The following is an 18,638-nucleotide window of genomic DNA, read 5'->3' as shown; positions in this document are numbered from 1 at the left end:
TGCAGTGGTTGTGCCAACTTGGGAAATGGCCGGTTTATTGGGGATCGGTTGAAAATGAAGGGTGGTTTTTGCACCGATTGGAGGCGTGTTGCTCGTTCGTGGCGCATTCAACTGGAGGATCTGCGGTGGCGGAACTGGCGTCATCGCGAGCAGGCTCACTCCTACAGGGGAACGCATTTCAAATTGTAGGAGTGAGCCTGCTCGCGATAGTCGCGGCGCGGTTCAACTGTGGAACAGCAATACAAGCAGCACCACATTCCCCAACAACGCCACCAGCGCTATGGTCCGCCAGACCTTCAACGGCTCCCGCTCCAGCAAAGGTCTGGGCCGCACACTCAAACTGCGCCGCTCGCCCTGTTCCAGCAGCAGCAACCATTCTTCCGCCGTTTCAAAGCGCTGCTGCGGATCGGCCGCGACGCCGCGCTCCAGACTCTGCGCCAGCCATTCCGGCAGATCCGGGCGAAACCGACTGGCGCTTACCGGCACGCCAAATCGCGGCCGCTGAAACGCTTCGATCTCGCCGTAGGGAAAATGCCCGGTGAGCAGGTAATACAGGGTCACGCCGACCGAATAGAGATCCTGCTGCACGCTTGGCAAATCCCCGCGAAAGGCTTCCGGGGCAATGAAGCTGGGGGTTCCCGGCAACGTCGACGGCGCGTCCTGCGACAGACCGGGGCAGTAGGCGAGGCCAAAGTCCAGCAGACGCAATTCGCCGTCATCGCCCCAATGCAGGTTTTCCGGTTTGATGTCGCGGTGCAGAATCTGCCGTCGGTGCAGCAGGCCGACCGCGCGCAGCAAGCGCTCGGCGATGTCCTGCCACTGCGCCAGCGGCAACTGGCCGTGTTGTTGAAACAATTGGGCGAGGGTCGTTCCCGGGTATTCGCGCATCACGTAATACAGATGCTGGCGCTGCGGGCAGGCATGCACTTCAGGGAAGTGCCGACCGGCGACGCGCCGCAGAAACCATTCTTCGGACAGCAGCGCTTGCCCGGCCTGCGGGTCGTCCGCCAGGCGCGCCGGCAGGGTTTTCAACAGCCACGACTGGCCCTGGCCATCGGCGACCCGATACAGCAGCGATTGCTGGCTCTGCGCAACAATGCCTTGCACCTGCCAGCCTTCGAATGACTGACCCGGTTTGAGTGGCGGCGGCAACGGCCATTGCTGCAGATGAATCAAGGCATCGCCAATGCTCGACTCACCGAGCGCATCGACGCGCACCAGCAAGGCGCTGGCGTTGTCCTGACTGCCGGCCAGATGTGCAGCGTTGATCAGCGTTTGTGCGGCGTTCGTCAGATCCGGTTGATCACGCAGAATCGCGGCGATTGCGGTATCGCCCAGCGTCGACCAGACGCCATCGCTGAGCAGCACGAAGCTTTCGCCTTCCTGCAGTTCACCATCGAGAAAATCCAGCACCAGGTGCTGGTCCAGTCCCAGCGCGCGCTTGAGGACATGTTGCATACCCGGCTGGTCCCAGACGTGATCCTCGGAGATGCGCTGCAACGTGTCGGCGTGCCAGCGATACACCCGGCAATCGCCGACATGGGCGAGGGTGAAGCGCCGCCCGCGCAGCACCAGCGCACTGACCGTAGTCAGCAGCGGTTGCCCGCCGCCATTGGCCTGCAGCCAGCGGTTTTGCGCGAGCAACAGACGATCCAGCGCTTGCGCCACGCTCCAGGTTTCCGGCGTGGCGTAGTAGTCCAGCGCCAGCGCCTGCAAGGTCGAACGCGCGGCGAGGCCGCCATCGGCGCACTGGCTGACGCCGTCGGCGATGGCGAACAGATAACCTTTGCTCGCTGCCAGCGCTGGCGCCGGCGTCACCGCACGCAGCGCGTCCTGATTCTCCGCGCGCGGGCCGGTGGCGCTGGCTTCGGCAAAGCTCAGTTGCAGAGCCATCGACGCCTCAGACCCGCGCCGCCGTTACCGCTGCCGAGCCCCAGGTGGTCCTCCAGCGACGCTTGACGCCATGCAGGCCAAACCATGCCAGTACGCCGAGGCTGGCGAACAACCACAGCGCCAGTTGATAGCTGCCGGTGCTCTGTTTGATCGCGCCCATGCCGGCCGCCAAAGCAAAACCGCCGATGCCGCCGGCCATGCCGATCAACCCGGTCATCACACCGATTTCCAGACGAAAGCGTTGCGGCACCAGTTGAAACACCGCACCGTTGCCGGCGCCCAGACCGAGCATGGTGCAGACGAAAAGCGCCAGCGCCGCGTAGGAACTCGGCAGGTTGAAGCCGACGGCAGCGATGCAGATGGCGGCGACGGTGTACATCGCCAGCAAGGTGCGGATGCCACCGAAGCGATCGGCCAGCGCACCACCCAGTGGGCGCATCAGGCTGCCGCCGAACACGCAGGCGGCGGTGTAGTAACCGGCGGTCACCGGGCTCAAACCGTATTGATCGTTGAAGTAGCCGGGCAGGGCGCTGGCCAGGCCGATGAAGCCGCCGAAGGTCACGCTGTAGAAAAACATGAACCACCAGCTGTCGCGGTCGCCAAGGGCTTTGAAGTAATCGGCCATGGCTTTTGGTTTCGGCCGCTGCGGGGCGTTTTTCGCGAGCAAGGCGAACAGCACCAACGTCAGGATCAGCGGGATCAGCGCAAAGCCAAAGACATTGCTCCAACCGAACGCGGCGGCAATCACTGGCGCGAGCAGCGCGGCGAATACTGTCCCGGAGTTGCCCGCACCGGCAATGCCCATGGCTTTGCCTTGATGCTCTGGCGGGTACCATTGCGAGGCCAGCGGCAGGGCCACGGCAAACGACGCGCCGGCCATGCCGAGGAAGAGGCCGAGGATCAGCGCCTGCTCGTAACTGTGAATACCGAGTTTCCACGCACCGAACAACGCGCAGATGACGATGACCTGACCGATCAGCCCGGCAGTCTTCGGCGACAGCCGATCGGCCAGCATGCCCATGGCGAAGCGCAGTACCGCGCCGGCGAGAATCGGCGTGGCGACGACCAGGCCGCGTTGTTGGGTGGTCAGTTGCAGGTCGGTGGCAATCTGCACCGCCAGCGGGCCGAGCAGGTACCAGACCATGAAGCTCAGGTCGAAATACAGAAAGGCCGCGAACAGGGTCGGGGTGTGGCCGGATTTCCAGAAGCTTGAATTCATCGCGCACCTCAGCTGATAAGAGTCTCGGGAGTCATGCACAGCAGGTGGAGCGCCTGCACGGCCGCACCACCGGCCCCGGTCTGTGGGGCCAAAACGCAAAAACGCCGCTACCGGATTCGCAAAAGGGCGAATGGGGTGAGCGACGTCTTTGTCGTGGGTGGGGCAACCGCCGTTGGTTACCTGAGGGAATGCTTAGCGAGATTTGTGCCAAGTGTGTTTAAAAGCAAAAGCCCCTCATCGGAACGCCGCCCGCCTAGCCCTCTCCCGGAGGGAGAGGGGACTGATCGGGGGATGGCCGAGTGATTCATCAATCCGAACGATTTTCAGTGAATCCATAATCGACCCGGTCTTTCAGGTCGGTGGAAAGCGCAAGACAATGCGGTCAGTCCCCTCTCCCTCCGGGAGAGGGCTAGGCGGGCGGCGTTCCGATGAGGGGCTCTTGATTTGCAACGAAGATTTCAGCCCAGCAACTCGCTCATCGCAATAATCTGCTCTGCCACCTGTATCAGCTTCTGCTGCCGGCTCATGGCCTGGCGTCGCATCAGCGTGTAGGCCTCTTCTTCGTTGCAGTCTTTCATCTTCATCAGCAGCCCTTTGGCCAGTTCGATTCGCTTGCGCTCGGCCAGTTGCTGGTCCCGCGCCTGCAACTGCGCGCGCAACGCCTGGTCGCTTTCAAAGCGTGCCATCGCCACGTCGAGAATGGGCTGCAGGCGCTGAGCGTGGATGCCCTCGACGATGTAGGCGCTGACCCCGGACTTGATCGCCTGGCGCATCACCGTCGGGTCATGCTCGTCGGTAAACATCACGATCGGCCGTGGCTGGTCGCGGCTGACCAGCACCACTTGCTCCATCACATCGCGGCTCGGTGACTCGGTATCGATCAGGATCACGTCCGGGCGCACCGTTTCGACGCGTGCGGGCAGGTCGATGGTCAGGCCGGACTCGTCGATCACCTCGAAACCGGCCTCGGTCAATGCAGCCTTGAGACGGCCGACTTTTTTCGCGGTGTCGTTGATCAGCAGAATACGCAACATGTTCGCGGCCTCCGGTCAGCGCTGGGCAAGCAGGGGAGCGTCGTCGTTCAGCGCGTGCAGCTTGAAGCTGCGCGCGTAGCCGGCCGGATCGCTGCCGTCCCAGACCTTGCCATCAAGCAACTGGCTGCTGCGCATGTCGGTGCCCCAGGTGGCCACGCCAACCGCCGTTGCGGCATCGCGATACAGCTGCAGTTGCTGAACCTGACGGGCCACGGCGAGGTAGTCCGGGTCGCTCCGCAACAAGCCCCATCGGCGGAACTGGGTCATGAACCACATGCCATCGGAGAGGTACGGCAAGTTGACTTCGCCATTACCATGAAAGCGCAGCGCGTGCGGGTCTTGCCAGCGATTGCCGAGGCCGTCGGCATAGTCGCCGAGAAAACGCGGTTCGATGCACGCCACCGGCGCATCGAGGTATTCCGTCGCGCTGAGCAGGTGCGCGGTGCTGCGGCGATTTTCCGGGCTGGCTTCGATGAAGCGGCTGGCCTCGAGAATCGCCATCACCAATGCCCGCGCGGTATTCGGGTACTGCTCGACGAATTCACGGGTGCAACCGAGGACTTTTTCCGGGTGATCGGGCCAGATGGTCTGGCTGGTGGCGAGGGTGAAACCGAGGTCCTGCTGCACCGCGCTGGCGGCCCACGGCTCGCCGACGCAAAAACCGTCGATGCGCCCGGCTTGCAGATGCGCGACCATTTGCGGCGGCGGCACCACCACACTGTCGACATCCTGCAACGGATGGATGCCCTGACTCGCCAGCCAGTAATACAGCCACATCGCATGGGTGCCGGTGGGGAAGGTCTGGGCGAAGGTCAGTTTTGCGCGGCTTTGGTGCACGTGGCGGTCGAGCGCTTCAGGACTGTTCACGCCGAGGTTTTGCAGACCGCGCGAGAGGTTCAGGCTCTGGCCGTTCTGGTTGAGGCCCATCAGCACGGCCATGTCGGTCGGCGCGACGCCGCCGATGCCCAGGTGCACGGCGTAGATCAGCCCGTACAGGCTGTGCGCGGCGTCGAGTTCGCCGCTGACCAGTTTGTCGCGCAGGTTGGCCCAGGAGGCCTGGCGCTTGAGGTTCAGGGTCAGGCCGTAAGGCTGGGCAAAGCCCTGCGTGGCCGCGACGACGACCGAGGCGCAGTCGCTCAGGGCCATGAAGCCGAGGTTGATCGCGCTCTTTTCCGGCGCATCGCTGCCATTGACCCAGGCCAGCGGCCCGACCGTCAGTTCATTCATACATCGCCACCTCGAAAAAAAAGCGCCGCCGCGGACTTTGCCCAGGCAAATCCCGTAGACGACGCCATTGTCCGCGCTCGCCGGTCGTCATTGGCCGGCGAGTTGATAACCCGGGAAGTGCAAGGCATATGCCACCGGCGCGATTTGCGCGTGCGCCTCGCGCCGCAGGGCCATGCCCGGCTATAATCGCCGCCTCTTTTCGCCGCCCGAGTCATCGCCGCCCATGTACACCCTGGCCCGTCAGCTGTTGTTCAAACTTTCCCCGGAAACCTCCCACGATCTGTCGCTGGATCTGATCGGCGCGGGTGGACGGTTGGGCCTCAACGGCTTGCTCTGCAAAGCGCCGGCGCAGGTGCCAGTGACTGTCATGGGCCTGGAGTTTCCCAACCCGGTGGGGCTGGCGGCCGGTCTGGACAAGAACGGCGCGGCCATCGATGGTTTCGCACAACTGGGTTTTGGCTTTGTCGAAATCGGCACCGTGACCCCGCGTCCACAACCGGGCAACCCGAAACCACGGATTTTCCGCCTGCCGGAAGCCGAGGCGATCATCAACCGCATGGGCTTCAATAACCTCGGCGTCGACAACCTGCTGGCGCGCGTCGCCGCAGCGAAATACCAGGGCGTGCTGGGCATCAACATCGGCAAGAACTTCGACACCCCGGTCGAGCGTGCAGTCGACGATTACCTGATCTGCCTCGACAAGGTTTACGCCCACGCCAGCTATGTGACGGTCAACGTCAGCTCGCCAAACACCCCGGGCCTGCGCAGCCTGCAGTTCGGTGATTCGCTCAAGCAGTTGCTCGCGGACCTGGCCACGCGCCGCGCCGAACTGGCGCTGCGCCACGGCAAGCATGTGCCGCTGGCAATCAAGATCGCCCCGGACATGACCGACGAAGAAACCGTGCAGGTGGCGCAGGCGCTGATCGAAACCGGCATGGACGCGGTGATCGCCACCAACACCACCCTCAGCCGGGTGGGCGTTGAAGGCATGGAGCATGGCGACGAGGCGGGCGGTCTGTCCGGCGCACCGGTACGCGAGAAGAGCACCCACACCGTGAAGGTGCTGGCGGGTGAGCTGGCCGGGCGTTTGCCGATCATCGCCGCCGGTGGGATCACCGAAGGCAAGCACGCGGCCGAGAAGATCGAGGCCGGTGCCAGCCTGGTGCAGATTTATTCGGGCTTCATCTATAAAGGCCCGGCGCTGATTCGCGAAGCGGTCGACGCCATCGCCGCGTTGCGCTGAGCCATCTGACACACCCGTCCCCCCTGTAGGAGTGAGCCTGCTCGCGATAGCGTTCTTTCAGTCACTTGATGAGTGACCGGTAGACCGCTATCGCGAGCAGGCTCACTCCTACAGGTTTTCATGTGAGGCACAAGCCGCTTTTCAGGCAATAAAAAGGGCTCCTCGAAGGAGCCCCTGGGCCGTAGCCCGCCGTCCGGGAGGGACGTGCGTGGTTAATTCGTTACATATTCAGATTGTCGTGTCGGAATAAATGCCCTGTGTCAGCCGACGGCGTGAAGTTCGTTGAGTCTGTGGATTCCCGCAGTGCCGGTCATACCGTCCCAGTTGTCGCCGCGTCCTTCTCGCCAGCCGTTGATCCAGGCTTGACGTACCGACGGTAGAGTAAATGGGCAAAGCTCACGGGATTTGCCACCAACGCCATATTGATATCCGCGCAAAAACGCTCTTTCCAACGGATCACGCTTAAGTCTTCTCATAGGGTGTTTCCCTCACTTGTTGACTGTAGTGTCGCGTTGACCTCAATTGAGGTCTGGCAGAAAAAACCTGCCATGGTGCGGCTCGCTGCCGGCGTGGCGAGCCAAGGTGTTGACGCCGTTGCGACGTCAACCTGTATGCAGTTCTAACCAATGAGTCACAGCGAGGGAATGACCGTTTTGTCATAAGCACGTAACGGAAAGGATGCTATGGCAATAAGTAACCGAGTATTAATTGAACGTTTGTTGAGCAAACCCCGGTATGATCGGCGCCGCGCTGGATGATGGGGTTAATTCTTTAGTGAGAATGACCCACGTTTGCGCTCAGGTACTAAGCGACGAAGGGTCACTTCAAGACATTTTGTTGCCTCAACTTTTTTATCTGTCCCGGCATCTAAGCTCTTTTAACCCGAGCAGCGGGGATGGAACGGCACACCTTCGTGCCACGCGGGCGCTCTTTCAGAAAAGCGCCTGATTGAAAACCGGATCGGCAATGCGTTGCCGGTCCACTAGCCAAAGGCTTTGGAAATCACCATGTCCGACCGTTTCGAACTCTTCCTCACTTGCCCCAAAGGCCTTGAAGGCCTGCTCATCGAGGAAGCCGTCGGGCTTGGCCTTGAAGAAGCGCGCGAGCACACTTCCGCCGTGCGTGGCATGGCGACCATGGAAACCGCCTATCGCCTGTGCCTCTGGTCGCGTCTGGCCAACCGCGTGTTGCTGGTGCTCAAGCGCTTCCCGATGAAAGACGCTGAAGACCTGTACCACGGCGTGCTCGACATTGACTGGCAAGACCACATGCTCAGCGACGGCACCCTGGCCGTCGAATTCAGCGGCCACGGCTCGGGCATCGACAACACCCACTTCGGCGCCTTGAAAGTCAAAGATGCGATCGTCGACAAACTGCGCACGCCGCAGGGCGACCGCCCGTCAATCGACAAGCTCAATCCGGACCTGCGCATTCACCTGCGTCTGGATCGCGGCGAAGCGATCCTCTCCCTCGACCTCTCCGGCCACAGCCTGCACCAGCGCGGCTATCGCTTGCAGCAGGGCGCGGCGCCGCTGAAGGAAAACCTCGCGGCCGCAATCCTCATTCGTTCCGGCTGGCCGCGCATTGCTGCCGAGGGCGGCGCACTGGCTGACCCGATGTGCGGTGTTGGTACGTTCCTCGTCGAAGCGGCAATGATCGCCGCCGACATGGCACCCAACCTGCGCCGTGAGCAGTGGGGCTTCACCGCTTGGCTCGGCCACGTTCCGGCGTTGTGGAAAAAACTCCACGAAGAAGCTGTTGAACGCGCTGCGGCCGGTCTGGCCAAGCCACCGCTATGGATTCGCGGTTACGAAGCCGATCCGCGTTTGATCCAGCCAGGGCGCAACAACGTTGAACGCGCCGGTCTCAGTGAGTGGATCAAGATTTATCAGGGCGAAGTCGCGACGTTCGAACCGCGTCCGGACCAGAACCAGAAAGGCCTGGTCATTTGCAACCCGCCGTACGGCGAGCGTTTGGGTGACGAAGCCAGTCTGTTGTACCTCTACCAGAACCTCGGCGAGCGGCTGCGTCAGGCCTGCCTGAACTGGGAGGCGGCGGTGTTCACCGGTGCCCCGGACCTGGGCAAGCGCATGGGCATTCGCAGCCACAAACAGTACTCGTTCTGGAACGGCGCGTTGCCGTGCAAGCTGCTGCTGATCAAGGTCCTGCCGGACCAGTTCGTCACTGGCGAGCGGCGCACCCCGGAACAGCGCCAGGCCGAGCGCGAACAAGCGGCCTACGATCAAACCCCGGACGAGCCGCAGGAACGCAAGTTCAACAAGAACGGCAACCCGATCAAGCCGACCCCAGCCCCGGCACCGGTGATCGAACAGCCGCGCTTGAGCGAAGGCGGGCAGATGTTCGCCAACCGCCTGCAGAAAAACCTCAAGGCCATGGGCAAGTGGGTCAAGCGCGAAGGCATCGATTGCTACCGTGTCTACGATGCCGACATGCCTGAGTATGCGATGGCAATCGATCTGTACCACGACTGGGTGCACGTTCAGGAATACGCCGCGCCGAAATCCATCGATCCGGAAAAGGCCTCGGCGCGCATGTTCGACGCGCTGGCAGCAATTCCGCAGGCGCTGAACGTCGACAAGAGCCGCGTGGTGGTCAAGCGTCGCGAACGTCAAAGCGGCACCAAACAGTACGAGCGTCAGGCCGCACAGGGCAAGTTTGTCGAGGTCAATGAAGGCGGGGTGAAGTTGCTGGTCAACCTCACCGACTACCTCGACACCGGTCTGTTCCTCGACCACCGGCCGATGCGCATGCGCATTCAGAAAGAGGCCGCCGGCAAGCGCTTCCTCAATCTGTTCTGCTACACCGCGACCGCCAGCGTGCACGCGGCCAAGGGCGGGGCGCGCAGCACCACCAGCGTCGACCTGTCGAAAACCTATCTGGACTGGGCACGCCGCAACCTGTCGCTGAACGGTTTCTCGGACAAGAACCGTCTGGAGCAGGGCGACGTGATGGCCTGGCTGGAAAGCAGCCGTGACGAGTACGACCTGATCTTCATCGACCCGCCGACCTTCTCCAACTCCAAACGCATGGAAGGCATCTTCGACGTGCAGCGTGATCAGGTGCAGTTGATCGACTTGGCCATGGCGCGTCTGGCATCCGGTGGCGTGCTGTATTTCTCCAACAACTTCCGCAAGTTCCAGTTGGAGGACAACCTCGCCGAGCGTTACGCGGTCGAGGAAATCAGTGCGCAGACCATTGATCCGGATTTCGCCCGCAATACCAGGATCCACCGCGCCTGGAAAATCACGGCTCGTTGACACCTGCCGGGATTGGATCCTCAGAGCCTTGATTTTAAAAGGCTCCGTGGATCCGCCCGCGCTAGCTAAATTAGTGGCTAATAGCTATAACTCACACACGGTCAATGGGGTTTTCCCGTAATGCTCGCGCAGTGAGTGGTCTTTATGTCGTTGCACCCCGTGCGCCCGAAGATACTGGGCTTTATCAGTGAAGACGTCTCGGCCTGGCTGGTCGCGATGCTGGTATTGCTCGCCGGCGGAATTCTCACGGGGTTGCTCGCCTGGGCCAGTTACAACCAGTTTCAGCAACAACTGCGTCAGCGCTTTCAGTTGCTCGCCAACGAGCGCTACAGCCGTATCGAAGAGCGCTTTCAGGATCAGGAACAACGCCTCGATAGCCTGCGGCGGTTCTTCGCCAATTCCGAATCAGTCTCCCGCGCCGAATTCGACGGTTACTCCCGACCGTTATTGCTGCGCACCCAAGCCTATACCTATGCCCCCAGAATCAGCGGCGCCGAACGTGCGCTGTTCGAGCAGAGTGTGCGTGTTGAAGGCCTGAGCACGTTCAACATCCGCGAACTGGACGCAAACGGCGAACTGCAACTGGCCGCGCCGCGCGATGAATACGTGCCGGTGCTGTACACCCAGACGCAGAGTCGCCTGCCGGCGCCGCTGGGCTATGACTTGCTCGCTCAGCCATTGCGCCGCGAAACCCTGCAACGTGCCGACCGGCTGCGCAGCCTGGTGGTGTCGCAACCGATGCATCTGGTCGGGATAGAACCGTCGTATGCGCGCGGGGTGTTGCTGCTGGCACCGGTGATTCGCCCAGACGAGGCACAGCCGTTCGGCTATGTGATGGCGGTGATCAGCATGCGCCAGTTGCTCGCCGACGGCTTGCCGGATGCGCTGCATGATTATCTCTCGGTGCGCATTATCGATCTGTCGACCCATGACCAGCACGAGGTGTTGTTCGAGTCGAGCAATCAAGCGGCGCCGAGCGATCTGGCGGCCACGCGACTGGTGCGCATGGCCGACCACGACTATCAGGTCGATATCCTGCCGAGCGAAGGGTTCATGCAGGCTAATCATTCGTCGGTCAGCAGCGTGGTTGTGCTGGGCAGCTTGCTCAGTCTTTTGCTCAGCGCGCTGCTTTATGTGCTGGTCAGCCAGCGCCAGCGCGCCTTGCGTCTGGTTGAACTGCGCACCCAGGAGCTGCATGCCAGCGAACAGGAACTGCGCGGCACCCACGGCCAGCTGCGCGGCGTGCTCAACGCAGCGACCCAGGTGGCAATCATCGCCACGGACTTGCGCGGTGTGATCAATACCTTCAACCCCGGCGCCGAGCAGATGCTCGGCTACAGCAGTAGCGAAGTCGTCGGGCGCATGACCCTGGAAAACCTGCACCTGCCCCGCGAACTGGCCGCCCGCGCGGCCGAGCTGAGTACGCGCTACGGCAAAAGCATTCCGACCTGTCATGCAATGTTGGTCGAGGGTGGCGAAGTCGGTGGCCATGAAGCCCGCGAATGGACGCTGGTGCGCAGCGACGGCAGTCACCTGCCGGTCAACATGCTCGCCACCCCGGTGCTTGATGAACAAGGTTTGTGGGTCGGGCATCTAGCGATCTGCATCGACATCACCGAGCGCAAACGCGTGCACGAAGTGCTGGCGGCGCGCGATGTGCTGCTAAAGAAGCTCAGCGCCCATGTGCCCGGAGGCATCTACCAGTTCAAGATGGAATTTGATGGGCGCTTCAGCGTGATCTATGCCAGCGACGGTATCCGCGAGATCTACGAGCTGGAGCCGGACGTGCTGCTGTTCAACGCCGAGGCGATTTTCACCCGCATTCATCCACAGGACGTGACCCGTGTGCGCTCCTCGATTCGCGCCTCGGCCGAAAGCCTCAGTCCGTGGCGCGAGGAATACCGCGTACAACTGCCCGAGCGCGGCCTGCGCTGGGTGCGAGGTGAAGCGACGCCGGAGGAGCAGCCGGGTGGGGGCGTGTTGTGGCACGGCTACATCTCGGACATCTCCGACCTCAAACGCGTAGAAGAAGAACTGCGCGCGTTGTCGATCACCGACTCGCTGACCGGCATTCACAACCGCCGCTACTTCCAGGAGCGCCTGACCACTGAAATGGCGCGGGTCGAGCGCGGCGGTGGCGAATTGTCGGTGATCATGCTCGACATCGACCACTTCAAACGGATCAACGACCACTACGGCCACGCCGTCGGCGACCGGGTGTTGCAAGCGGTGTGCGAACGGATTGGCCATCGCCTGCGCCGCACCGATGTGTTCTGCCGCTTGGGTGGCGAAGAATTCATGGTGTTGTGCCCGGACATTGATGGTGAACACGCTTACATGCTGGCCATGGAGCTGTGGGAAGGCCTGCGCAGTGCGCCGGTGGATGTGGTTGGCGTGGTCACGGCGAGTTTCGGCATTGCCAGCTGGCGACCGGGGGAGGGCGCGGATGCGTTGCTGCTGCGCGCTGACTCGGGCGTGTATGCAGCGAAGCAGAACGGTCGGGATCGGGTTGAGCGGCAGTCCGTTTGATAGGGAAGCCAACACAATAACCTGTGGGAGCTAGCTAGCCTGCTAGCGATTGCATTGTGTCAGTCACTGTCTCAGGTGACTGACCCTCCGCTATCGCCAGCAGGCTGGCTCCCACAGGGGTTATGTGTTGGTCAGAGGACCGAAGCGGTCTGCGGCAGTTTCGGCTGTTTGTACAGGTCCAGCAGCACCTGATCGAGCACCGACGATGCGCCGAACGGTGCCTTGTCATTCAGGATCGCCACCACCGCCCAGGTGTTGCCATTCACATCCCGGCTGAACCCGGCAATCGCCCGCACGGTGTTCAACGTACCGGTCTTGATGTGCGCTTCACCGCGCATGGCGGTGGTCTTCAGGCGTTTGCGCATGGTGCCGTCGGTACCGGCGATCGGCATCGAGCTGATGTATTCGGCGGCATACGGGCTGTGCCATGCGGCTTGCAGCATGCTCGCCATTTCACGGGCGCTGACGCGTTCGGCGCGGGACAGGCCGGAGCCGTTCTCCATCACCAGATGCGGCGCGGTGATGCCCTTCTTCGCCAGCCACTGGCGTACTACACGTTGCGCGGCTTTGGCGTCGTCACCATCGGCTTCGTTGCGGAAACGCTGACCGAGGCTGAGGAACAACTGCTGGGCCATGGTGTTGTTACTGTATTTGTTGATGTCGCGGATGATCTCGGCGAGGTCCGGCGAGTAGGCGCGCGCCAGCAGCTTGGCATTGCTCGGCGTTGAAGCGAGACGATCCTGGCCCTGAATGCTGCCGCCCAGTTCTTTCCAGATCGCGCGCACGGCACCAGCGGTGTAGGTGGCGTGGTCGAGCAGCGACAGGTAGGTCTGCGAGCTGCAGCCTTCGCCCAACTGCCCGGCGACGGTCACGTTGACGCTGCCGTCAGCCTGCGGCACCGGGTTGTAACGCACGCCGCCGGTGCACTGCTTGGACGGCAGCGCCTTGACGGTGTTCTGGATATGGATGCTGGCGATCGGCGGTTCAACCGAAATCAGCACACGGCCACCGTCGTTGCGCGCGACGAAGCGCAGCGCCTTGAGGTTGACCAGCAACGAGTCCGGCTTGACCAGGAACGGCTTGTTGTCGTCATTGCCATCGTCGTTGAATTCCGGCAGTTGCGGCTGAATGAAGAAGTTGCGGTCGAGCACCAGATCCCCGGTGATCTGGGTCACGCCGTTGGCGCGCAGGTCGCGCATCAGCAGCCAGAGCTTTTCCATGTTCAGCTTTGGATCGCCGCCACCCTTGAGGTAGAGGTTGCCGTTGAGAATGCCGCCGCTCAGGTCGCCGTCGGTGTAGAACTCGGTTTTCCACTGGTGGTTGGGGCCGAGCATTTCCAGCGCCGCATAAGTGGTCACCAGTTTCATCGTCGAAGCCGGGTTCACCGACACGTCGGCGTTGAACACGGTCGGCGTGCCCGGGCCTTCCAGCGGCACCATCACCAGCGACAGGGCGCTGGGCTGCAATTTGCTGGCCTTGAGGGCTTTTTCGACGTTGGGGGTAAGGGCGGTGTTGATGGTGGCAGCGGAAACAGGCAGGGCCAGCGGCAGAAGAAGGCCGGCGAGAAGCAATGGACGCAACGATTTGATCATATGAAATAAAACCCTACAGCCGAGGGGGAAATAAACGAGGGCATGGATGAAAAAGCCCTCAGTGGTCATGAAAGTGTCGGCATTATGCCCCAAGCTGTAACAGCTTGTGCCTTGTCGGGGCGTTGCAAATCGTTATTTTTTACAGGCGGTCGGCCACAGAGGCCAGAGAGTCGGGCAAACGCCGGCTTAAACTGGTAAAGTGCCGGCCGTTATTACTTAAGAGGATTGTTCCAATGGCGACTAACCGTTCCCAGCGTCTGCGCAAAAAACTGTGCGTTGATGAATTTCAAGAGCTGGGTTTCGAACTGAACCTGGACTTCAAAGAAGACTTGTCCGAAGAAGCCATTGACGCTTTCCTCGAAGCATTCATCAAAGAAGCCATGGAAGCCAACGGTCTGGGTTATGTCGGCGGCGATGACTTCGGTCTGGTATGCCTGCAGAAGCGTGGTTCGGTCAACGAAGAGCAGCGCGCTGCCGTTGAAGCCTGGCTGAAAAACCGCTCCGAGCTGACCAAGTACGAAGTCAGCCCGTTGCTGGACGTGTGGTATCCGGAAAAGCCGATCAACGCGGCCAAGTGATACTGAAAAGAACGGCGGCCTGAGGGTCGCCGTTTTTTTTCGTCTGGGGTTTGGGGGTTCGGTTCGGGATCTGCGGTGGAGCTGCCCCTCACCCCAGCCCTCTCCCCTTGGAGAGGGAGCCGATTTATGGGCTTTGCAAAATTTGAGTTCGACTCGGTATCCCATCTCGGCGTATGTCTTCCAGACACCTCGGTCAGTCCCCTCTCCCCCGGGGAGAGGGCTAGGGTGAGGGGCTTTTGACCTTAAGCTTTGCGCCAGTTCAAGATCACCAGCGTCAGCACCCCCGCCACAATCCCCCAAAACGCCGACCCAATCGAAAACAACGTCAGCCCCGACGCCGTGACCATAAAGGTAATCAACGCCGCCTCACGTTCTTTCACCTCGGTCATGGCAATGCTCAGGCCGTTGATGATCGAAGCAAACAGCGCCAATGCAGCAATCGACAGCACCAGCTCTTTCGGCAGCGCGGCAAACAGCGCCGCCAACGTCGCGCCGAACACCCCGGCGATCCCGTAGAAAATCCCGCACCAGACGGCAGCGGTATAACGTTTGTTGCGATCTTCGTGGGCGTGCGGGCCGGTGCAGATGGCGGCGCTGATGGCGGCAAGGTTGATGCCGTGCGAGCCGAACGGGGCCAGCAGCAGCGAGGCGATGCCGGTGGTGGTGATCAGCGGCGAGGCCGGGACGTTGTAGCCGTCGGCGCGCAGGACGGCGACGCCGGGCATGTTCTGTGAGGTCATGGCCACCACGAACAGCGGAATGCCAATGCTGATGGTGGCGGCCAGTGAAAAGTGCGGTGTGGTCCAGACCGGGGTGGCGACCTCCAGGTGGAAGCCGCTGAAGTCGAGCAGGCCCATGGCGCCTGACAGCGCGGTGCCGACCAACAGGGCGGCGAGTACCGCATAGCGTGGCGACAGCCGTTTGATCAGCAGATAGGTGAAGAACATCCCCAGCACCAGCCCGGTACGGTGCTGCGCGGCGACTAAGATTTCGCTGCCGATCTTGAACAGGATGCCGGCCAGCAATGCCGCGGCCAGTGAGGCGGGGATCTTCTTCACCAGCCGTTCGAAGCTGCCGGTCAAGCCGCAGAGGGTCACCAGCACTGCGCAGGTGATGTAGGCACCGATCGCCTCGCCGTAGCTCACACCGCCGAGGCTGGTAATCAACAGTGCGGCGCCGGGCGTCGACCAGGCGATGGTGATCGGCGTGCGATAGCGCAGCGACAGGCCGATCGAGCACACCGCCATGCCGATCGAGATCGCCCAGATCCACGAGGAAATCTGCCCGCTGGTCAGGCCCGCCGCTTGCCCGGCCTGGAACATCAGCACCAGGGAGCTGGTGTAACCGGTCATCATCGCAATGAAGCCGGCGACGATGGCGGACGGTGTGGTGTCGGCGAGGGGACGCAGGCGGGCGTGGGTGGCGTCAGTCATGACGGTGGTGTTCCTTATACCAATGGAGATCCCCGCCACAACACAGATCCTGTAGGAGTGAGCCTGCTCGCGATAGCGTTGTGTCATTCAACCATTAATTGACTGACCTACCGCTATCGCGAGCAGGCGAAGGCCTACAGGGGGCATGGGCGAAGGCGAATTCTGCGATCAAGCCTAAACTCAAACCTGAGGGATCGTTGCAATACAGCCGAAGTCGCAAACAGCCGTACAGTCGTGTTGCCACCATTCATTGTGTACAATCGCGCTGTTTTTTACGCGATACTTGCCAGCGACCTACTGTGCCGTATTACAGTCACGGTCTATTCGCCGCAGTTCTTCCGACCCGAGTGCCCATGAACGAACAGTTGCAACCCCTCAAGAAACAACCGCGAGCAGGCAAAGCCGGGCGCAGCGGAACCCAGGACGATATTGTCTACGCGCATATCTTCGAGGCGATCCTCGAGCAGCGTCTGGCGCCCGGCACCAAGTTGAGCGAAGAAGCGCTGGGGGAAATCTTCGGGGTCAGTCGCACCATCATTCGCCGCGCGCTGTCGCGTCTGGCCCATGAAGGCGTGGTGTTGTTGCGGCCCAACCGTGGCGCGGTGGTCGCCAGCCCGAGCGTTGAAGAAGCGCGTCAGGTGTTTCTCGCGCGCCGTCTGGTCGAGCGTGCGATCACTGAACTGGCCGTGCAGCACGCCACGGCCGAGCAGATCGCCGAATTGCGGCAAATGGTCAATGACGAACGCGACAGCTTCTCGCGTGGCGATCGCGGTGCCGGTATTCGTCTCTCGGGCGAATTTCACCTGAAACTGGCGGAAGCGGCGATGAACGCGCCGTTGATCAGTTTCCAGCGCAGCCTGGTCTCGCAGACTTCGCTGATCATTGCCCAGTATGAAAGCGGCAACCGTTCGCACTGTTCGTACGACGAACACACCCAGTTGATCGACGCGATCGAGAAACGCGACGGTGAACTGGCGGTGAACCTGATGATGCATCACATGGATCACATCGACAGCAAGCTCAACCTCGACGAGGAAGGCGCGTCGGATGACCTGCATGCGGTGTTCTCGCATTTGTTGCAGACCAAGAAGCCGGGGCGCTCGAGCGCCAAGCTCTGAGCTGACACCGAGTTGCCCCAATCGCTGGCAAGCCAGCTCCCACAGGTTTCTCGGTGTATCGCAGATTTGGTGAACCCCACAAAACCCTGTGGGAGCTGGCTTGCCAGCGATAGCAATCTGACAGGTATAAAAAATCCCCCGGGCGTAAACACCACCGGGGGATTTTTTATGCCTTGGGAAAGCTTAACGCTGATGCACCAACGCACCCGCCGCATACGTCTGCTGCACCGTGCGGTCATCGCCCAATGTCATCAAAACAAACAACGTTTCGGCAATGTTATTGGACTGCTTCAACCGGTAGCTCAGCAGCGGCGTAGCGTTGTAATCCAGCACCAGGAAATCCGCATCGGAGCCCGGTTGCAGGTTGCCGATTTTATCCTCCAGACGCAGCGCCCGCGCACCGCCCAGCGTCGCCAGATACAGCGACTTGAACGGGCTCAGCCGCGCGCCCTGCAGTTGCATCACCTTGTACGCTTCGTTGAGCGTCTGCAGCAGCGAGAAACTGGTGCCGCCGCCAACGTCCGTACCGAGGCCGACATTGAGCTTGTGCTTTTCCGCCATCGGCAGGTTGAACAGGCCGCTGCCGAGGAACAGGTTCGACGTCGGGCAGAACGAGATCGCCGAGCCGGTTTCCGCCAGCCGCGCGCATTCTTCATCGCACAGGTGCACGCCATGGGCGAACACCGAGCGTTCGCCGAGCAGCTGATAGTGATCGTAAACGTCGAGGTAGCCTTTGCGTTCCGGGAACAGCTCCTTGACCCACTCGATTTCCTTGAGGTTCTCGCTGATGTGGGTCTGCATGTACAAGTCCGGGTATTCGGTCAGCAGTTGCCCGGCGAGGGTCAGTTGTTCCGGGGTGCTGGTCGGCGCGAAGCGTGGCGTCACCGCATAGTGCAGGCGGCCCTTGCCGTGCCAGCGTTCGATCAGCGCCTTGCTCTCGACATAGCTCGATTCGGCGGTGTCGACCAGATAATCCGGGGCGTTGCGGTCCATCATCACTTTGCCGGCGATCATTCGCAGGTCGAGCTTTTCGGCCGCTTCAAAAAACGAGTTCACCGATTGCGGGTGCACGCTGCCAAACACCAGTGCGGTGGTGGTGCCGTTGCGCAGCAGTTCCTTGATGAAAATGTCCGCGACCTCGTCGGCGTGGACCTTGTCGCCGAACTGGCTTTCGCAGGGGAAGGTGTAGGTGTTGAGCCAGTCGAGCAATTGCTCGCCGTAGGAGCCGACCATGCCGGTTTGCGGCAGGTGAATGTGGGTGTCGATAAAGCCCGGGGTGATCAGCGCGTCCTGATGATGCTCGATTTCAATGTCCGCCGGCAGGGTCGGCAGCAGGTCGCTGGCGTGGCCGAGGGCACTGATCTTGCCGCCATCGACCACCAGCAGGCCGTCCTCGAAATATTCGTAGGAGGCTTCGATGCCGACTTCGGCGGGGTCGGCAATGCTGTGCAGGATGGCGGCGCGGTAGGCTTTGCGAGTCAGAGGCATGAGGGT

Annotated in this window: 13 protein-coding genes; 5 read left to right on the top strand and 8 right to left on the bottom strand. The window is 61.6% G+C overall.

What is annotated here, in order from left to right; genetic code table 11:
* Window positions 1-222: 222 nt before the first annotated feature.
* The 4 genes from BLU24_RS19755 to BLU24_RS19735 form a co-directional block, all read right to left on the bottom strand.
* A complete protein-coding gene (locus BLU24_RS19755; RefSeq protein ID WP_093103054.1) occupies window positions 223-1,893 on the bottom strand; it encodes a bifunctional protein-serine/threonine kinase/phosphatase in 1,671 nt (556 codons plus the stop codon).
* 7 nt (window positions 1,894-1,900) lie between these two features.
* The gene (locus BLU24_RS19750) at window positions 1,901-3,112 is read right to left on the bottom strand and encodes a nitrate/nitrite transporter (protein ID WP_090282557.1); all 1,212 of its coding nucleotides are present in this window, start codon (window positions 3,110-3,112) and stop codon (window positions 1,901-1,903) included.
* A gap of 458 nt (window positions 3,113-3,570) precedes the next feature.
* Complete coding sequence (locus BLU24_RS19740; RefSeq protein WP_093103051.1) at window positions 3,571-4,146, bottom strand: ANTAR domain-containing response regulator; 576 nt, start codon at window positions 4,144-4,146, stop codon at window positions 3,571-3,573.
* Between the two features lie 15 nt (window positions 4,147-4,161).
* The gene (locus BLU24_RS19735; RefSeq protein ID WP_093103048.1) at window positions 4,162-5,373 is read right to left on the bottom strand and encodes a CmpA/NrtA family ABC transporter substrate-binding protein; all 1,212 of its coding nucleotides are present in this window, start codon (window positions 5,371-5,373) and stop codon (window positions 4,162-4,164) included.
* Between the two features lie 223 nt (window positions 5,374-5,596).
* Between BLU24_RS19735 and BLU24_RS19730 the strand changes: the two genes are divergently transcribed.
* Window positions 5,597-6,616 (top strand): quinone-dependent dihydroorotate dehydrogenase, encoded by a 1,020-nt coding sequence (locus BLU24_RS19730; protein WP_093103045.1) that lies wholly within the window; start codon window positions 5,597-5,599, stop codon window positions 6,614-6,616.
* Window positions 6,617-6,876: 260 nt separating this feature from the next.
* On the opposite strand, the gene rmf is transcribed toward BLU24_RS19730, so the two are convergent.
* Window positions 6,877-7,092 (bottom strand): ribosome modulation factor, encoded by a 216-nt coding sequence (gene rmf, locus BLU24_RS19725; RefSeq protein ID WP_003223300.1) that lies wholly within the window; start codon window positions 7,090-7,092, stop codon window positions 6,877-6,879.
* 531 nt (window positions 7,093-7,623) lie between these two features.
* On the opposite strand from rmf, the gene rlmKL reads away from it, so the two are divergent.
* Window positions 7,624-9,894 (top strand): bifunctional 23S rRNA (guanine(2069)-N(7))-methyltransferase RlmK/23S rRNA (guanine(2445)-N(2))-methyltransferase RlmL, encoded by a 2,271-nt coding sequence (rlmKL, locus tag BLU24_RS19720; RefSeq protein ID WP_093103042.1) that lies wholly within the window; start codon window positions 7,624-7,626, stop codon window positions 9,892-9,894.
* A 144-nt stretch (window positions 9,895-10,038) separates the two neighbouring features.
* On the top strand, window positions 10,039-12,423 hold the full coding sequence (locus tag BLU24_RS19715) for a sensor domain-containing diguanylate cyclase (RefSeq protein WP_093103039.1): 2,385 nt from the start codon (window positions 10,039-10,041) through the stop codon (window positions 12,421-12,423).
* 131 nt (window positions 12,424-12,554) lie between these two features.
* Here BLU24_RS19715 and dacB read toward each other — a convergent pair whose 3' ends face one another.
* Window positions 12,555-14,015: a D-alanyl-D-alanine carboxypeptidase/D-alanyl-D-alanine endopeptidase gene (gene dacB, locus BLU24_RS19710; protein ID WP_090282563.1), complete on the bottom strand. Its 1,461-nt coding sequence runs from the start codon at window positions 14,013-14,015 to the stop codon at window positions 12,555-12,557.
* Window positions 14,016-14,248: 233 nt separating this feature from the next.
* Between dacB and BLU24_RS19705 the strand changes: the two genes are divergently transcribed.
* Window positions 14,249-14,593, top strand: a complete 345-nt coding sequence (locus BLU24_RS19705; RefSeq protein WP_016773843.1) for a YggL family protein — start codon at window positions 14,249-14,251, stop codon at window positions 14,591-14,593.
* Window positions 14,594-14,835: 242 nt separating this feature from the next.
* Here the strand turns inward: BLU24_RS19705 and BLU24_RS19700 are convergent, their stop codons facing one another.
* Window positions 14,836-16,026: a benzoate/H(+) symporter BenE family transporter gene (locus tag BLU24_RS19700; protein WP_093103036.1), complete on the bottom strand. Its 1,191-nt coding sequence runs from the start codon at window positions 16,024-16,026 to the stop codon at window positions 14,836-14,838.
* 353 nt (window positions 16,027-16,379) lie between these two features.
* Here BLU24_RS19700 and BLU24_RS19695 point away from each other — a divergent pair, with 353 nt between their 5' ends.
* Entirely contained in the window at window positions 16,380-17,144 is a 765-nt protein-coding gene (locus BLU24_RS19695) for a GntR family transcriptional regulator (protein ID WP_039763010.1), read from the top strand.
* Window positions 17,145-17,327: 183 nt separating this feature from the next.
* On the opposite strand, the gene guaD is transcribed toward BLU24_RS19695, so the two are convergent.
* On the bottom strand, window positions 17,328-18,632 hold the full coding sequence (gene guaD, locus BLU24_RS19690; protein ID WP_093103033.1) for a guanine deaminase: 1,305 nt from the start codon (window positions 18,630-18,632) through the stop codon (window positions 17,328-17,330).
* Window positions 18,633-18,638: the final 6 nt, after the last annotated feature.

The sequence above is a fragment of the Pseudomonas sp. Z003-0.4C(8344-21) genome (genome assembly GCF_900104975.1).
Lineage (GTDB): Bacteria > Pseudomonadota > Gammaproteobacteria > Pseudomonadales > Pseudomonadaceae > Aquipseudomonas > Aquipseudomonas granadensis.
Note: the sequence above shows the minus strand (reverse complement) of the source record. Positions and strands in the feature narration are given on the sequence as shown.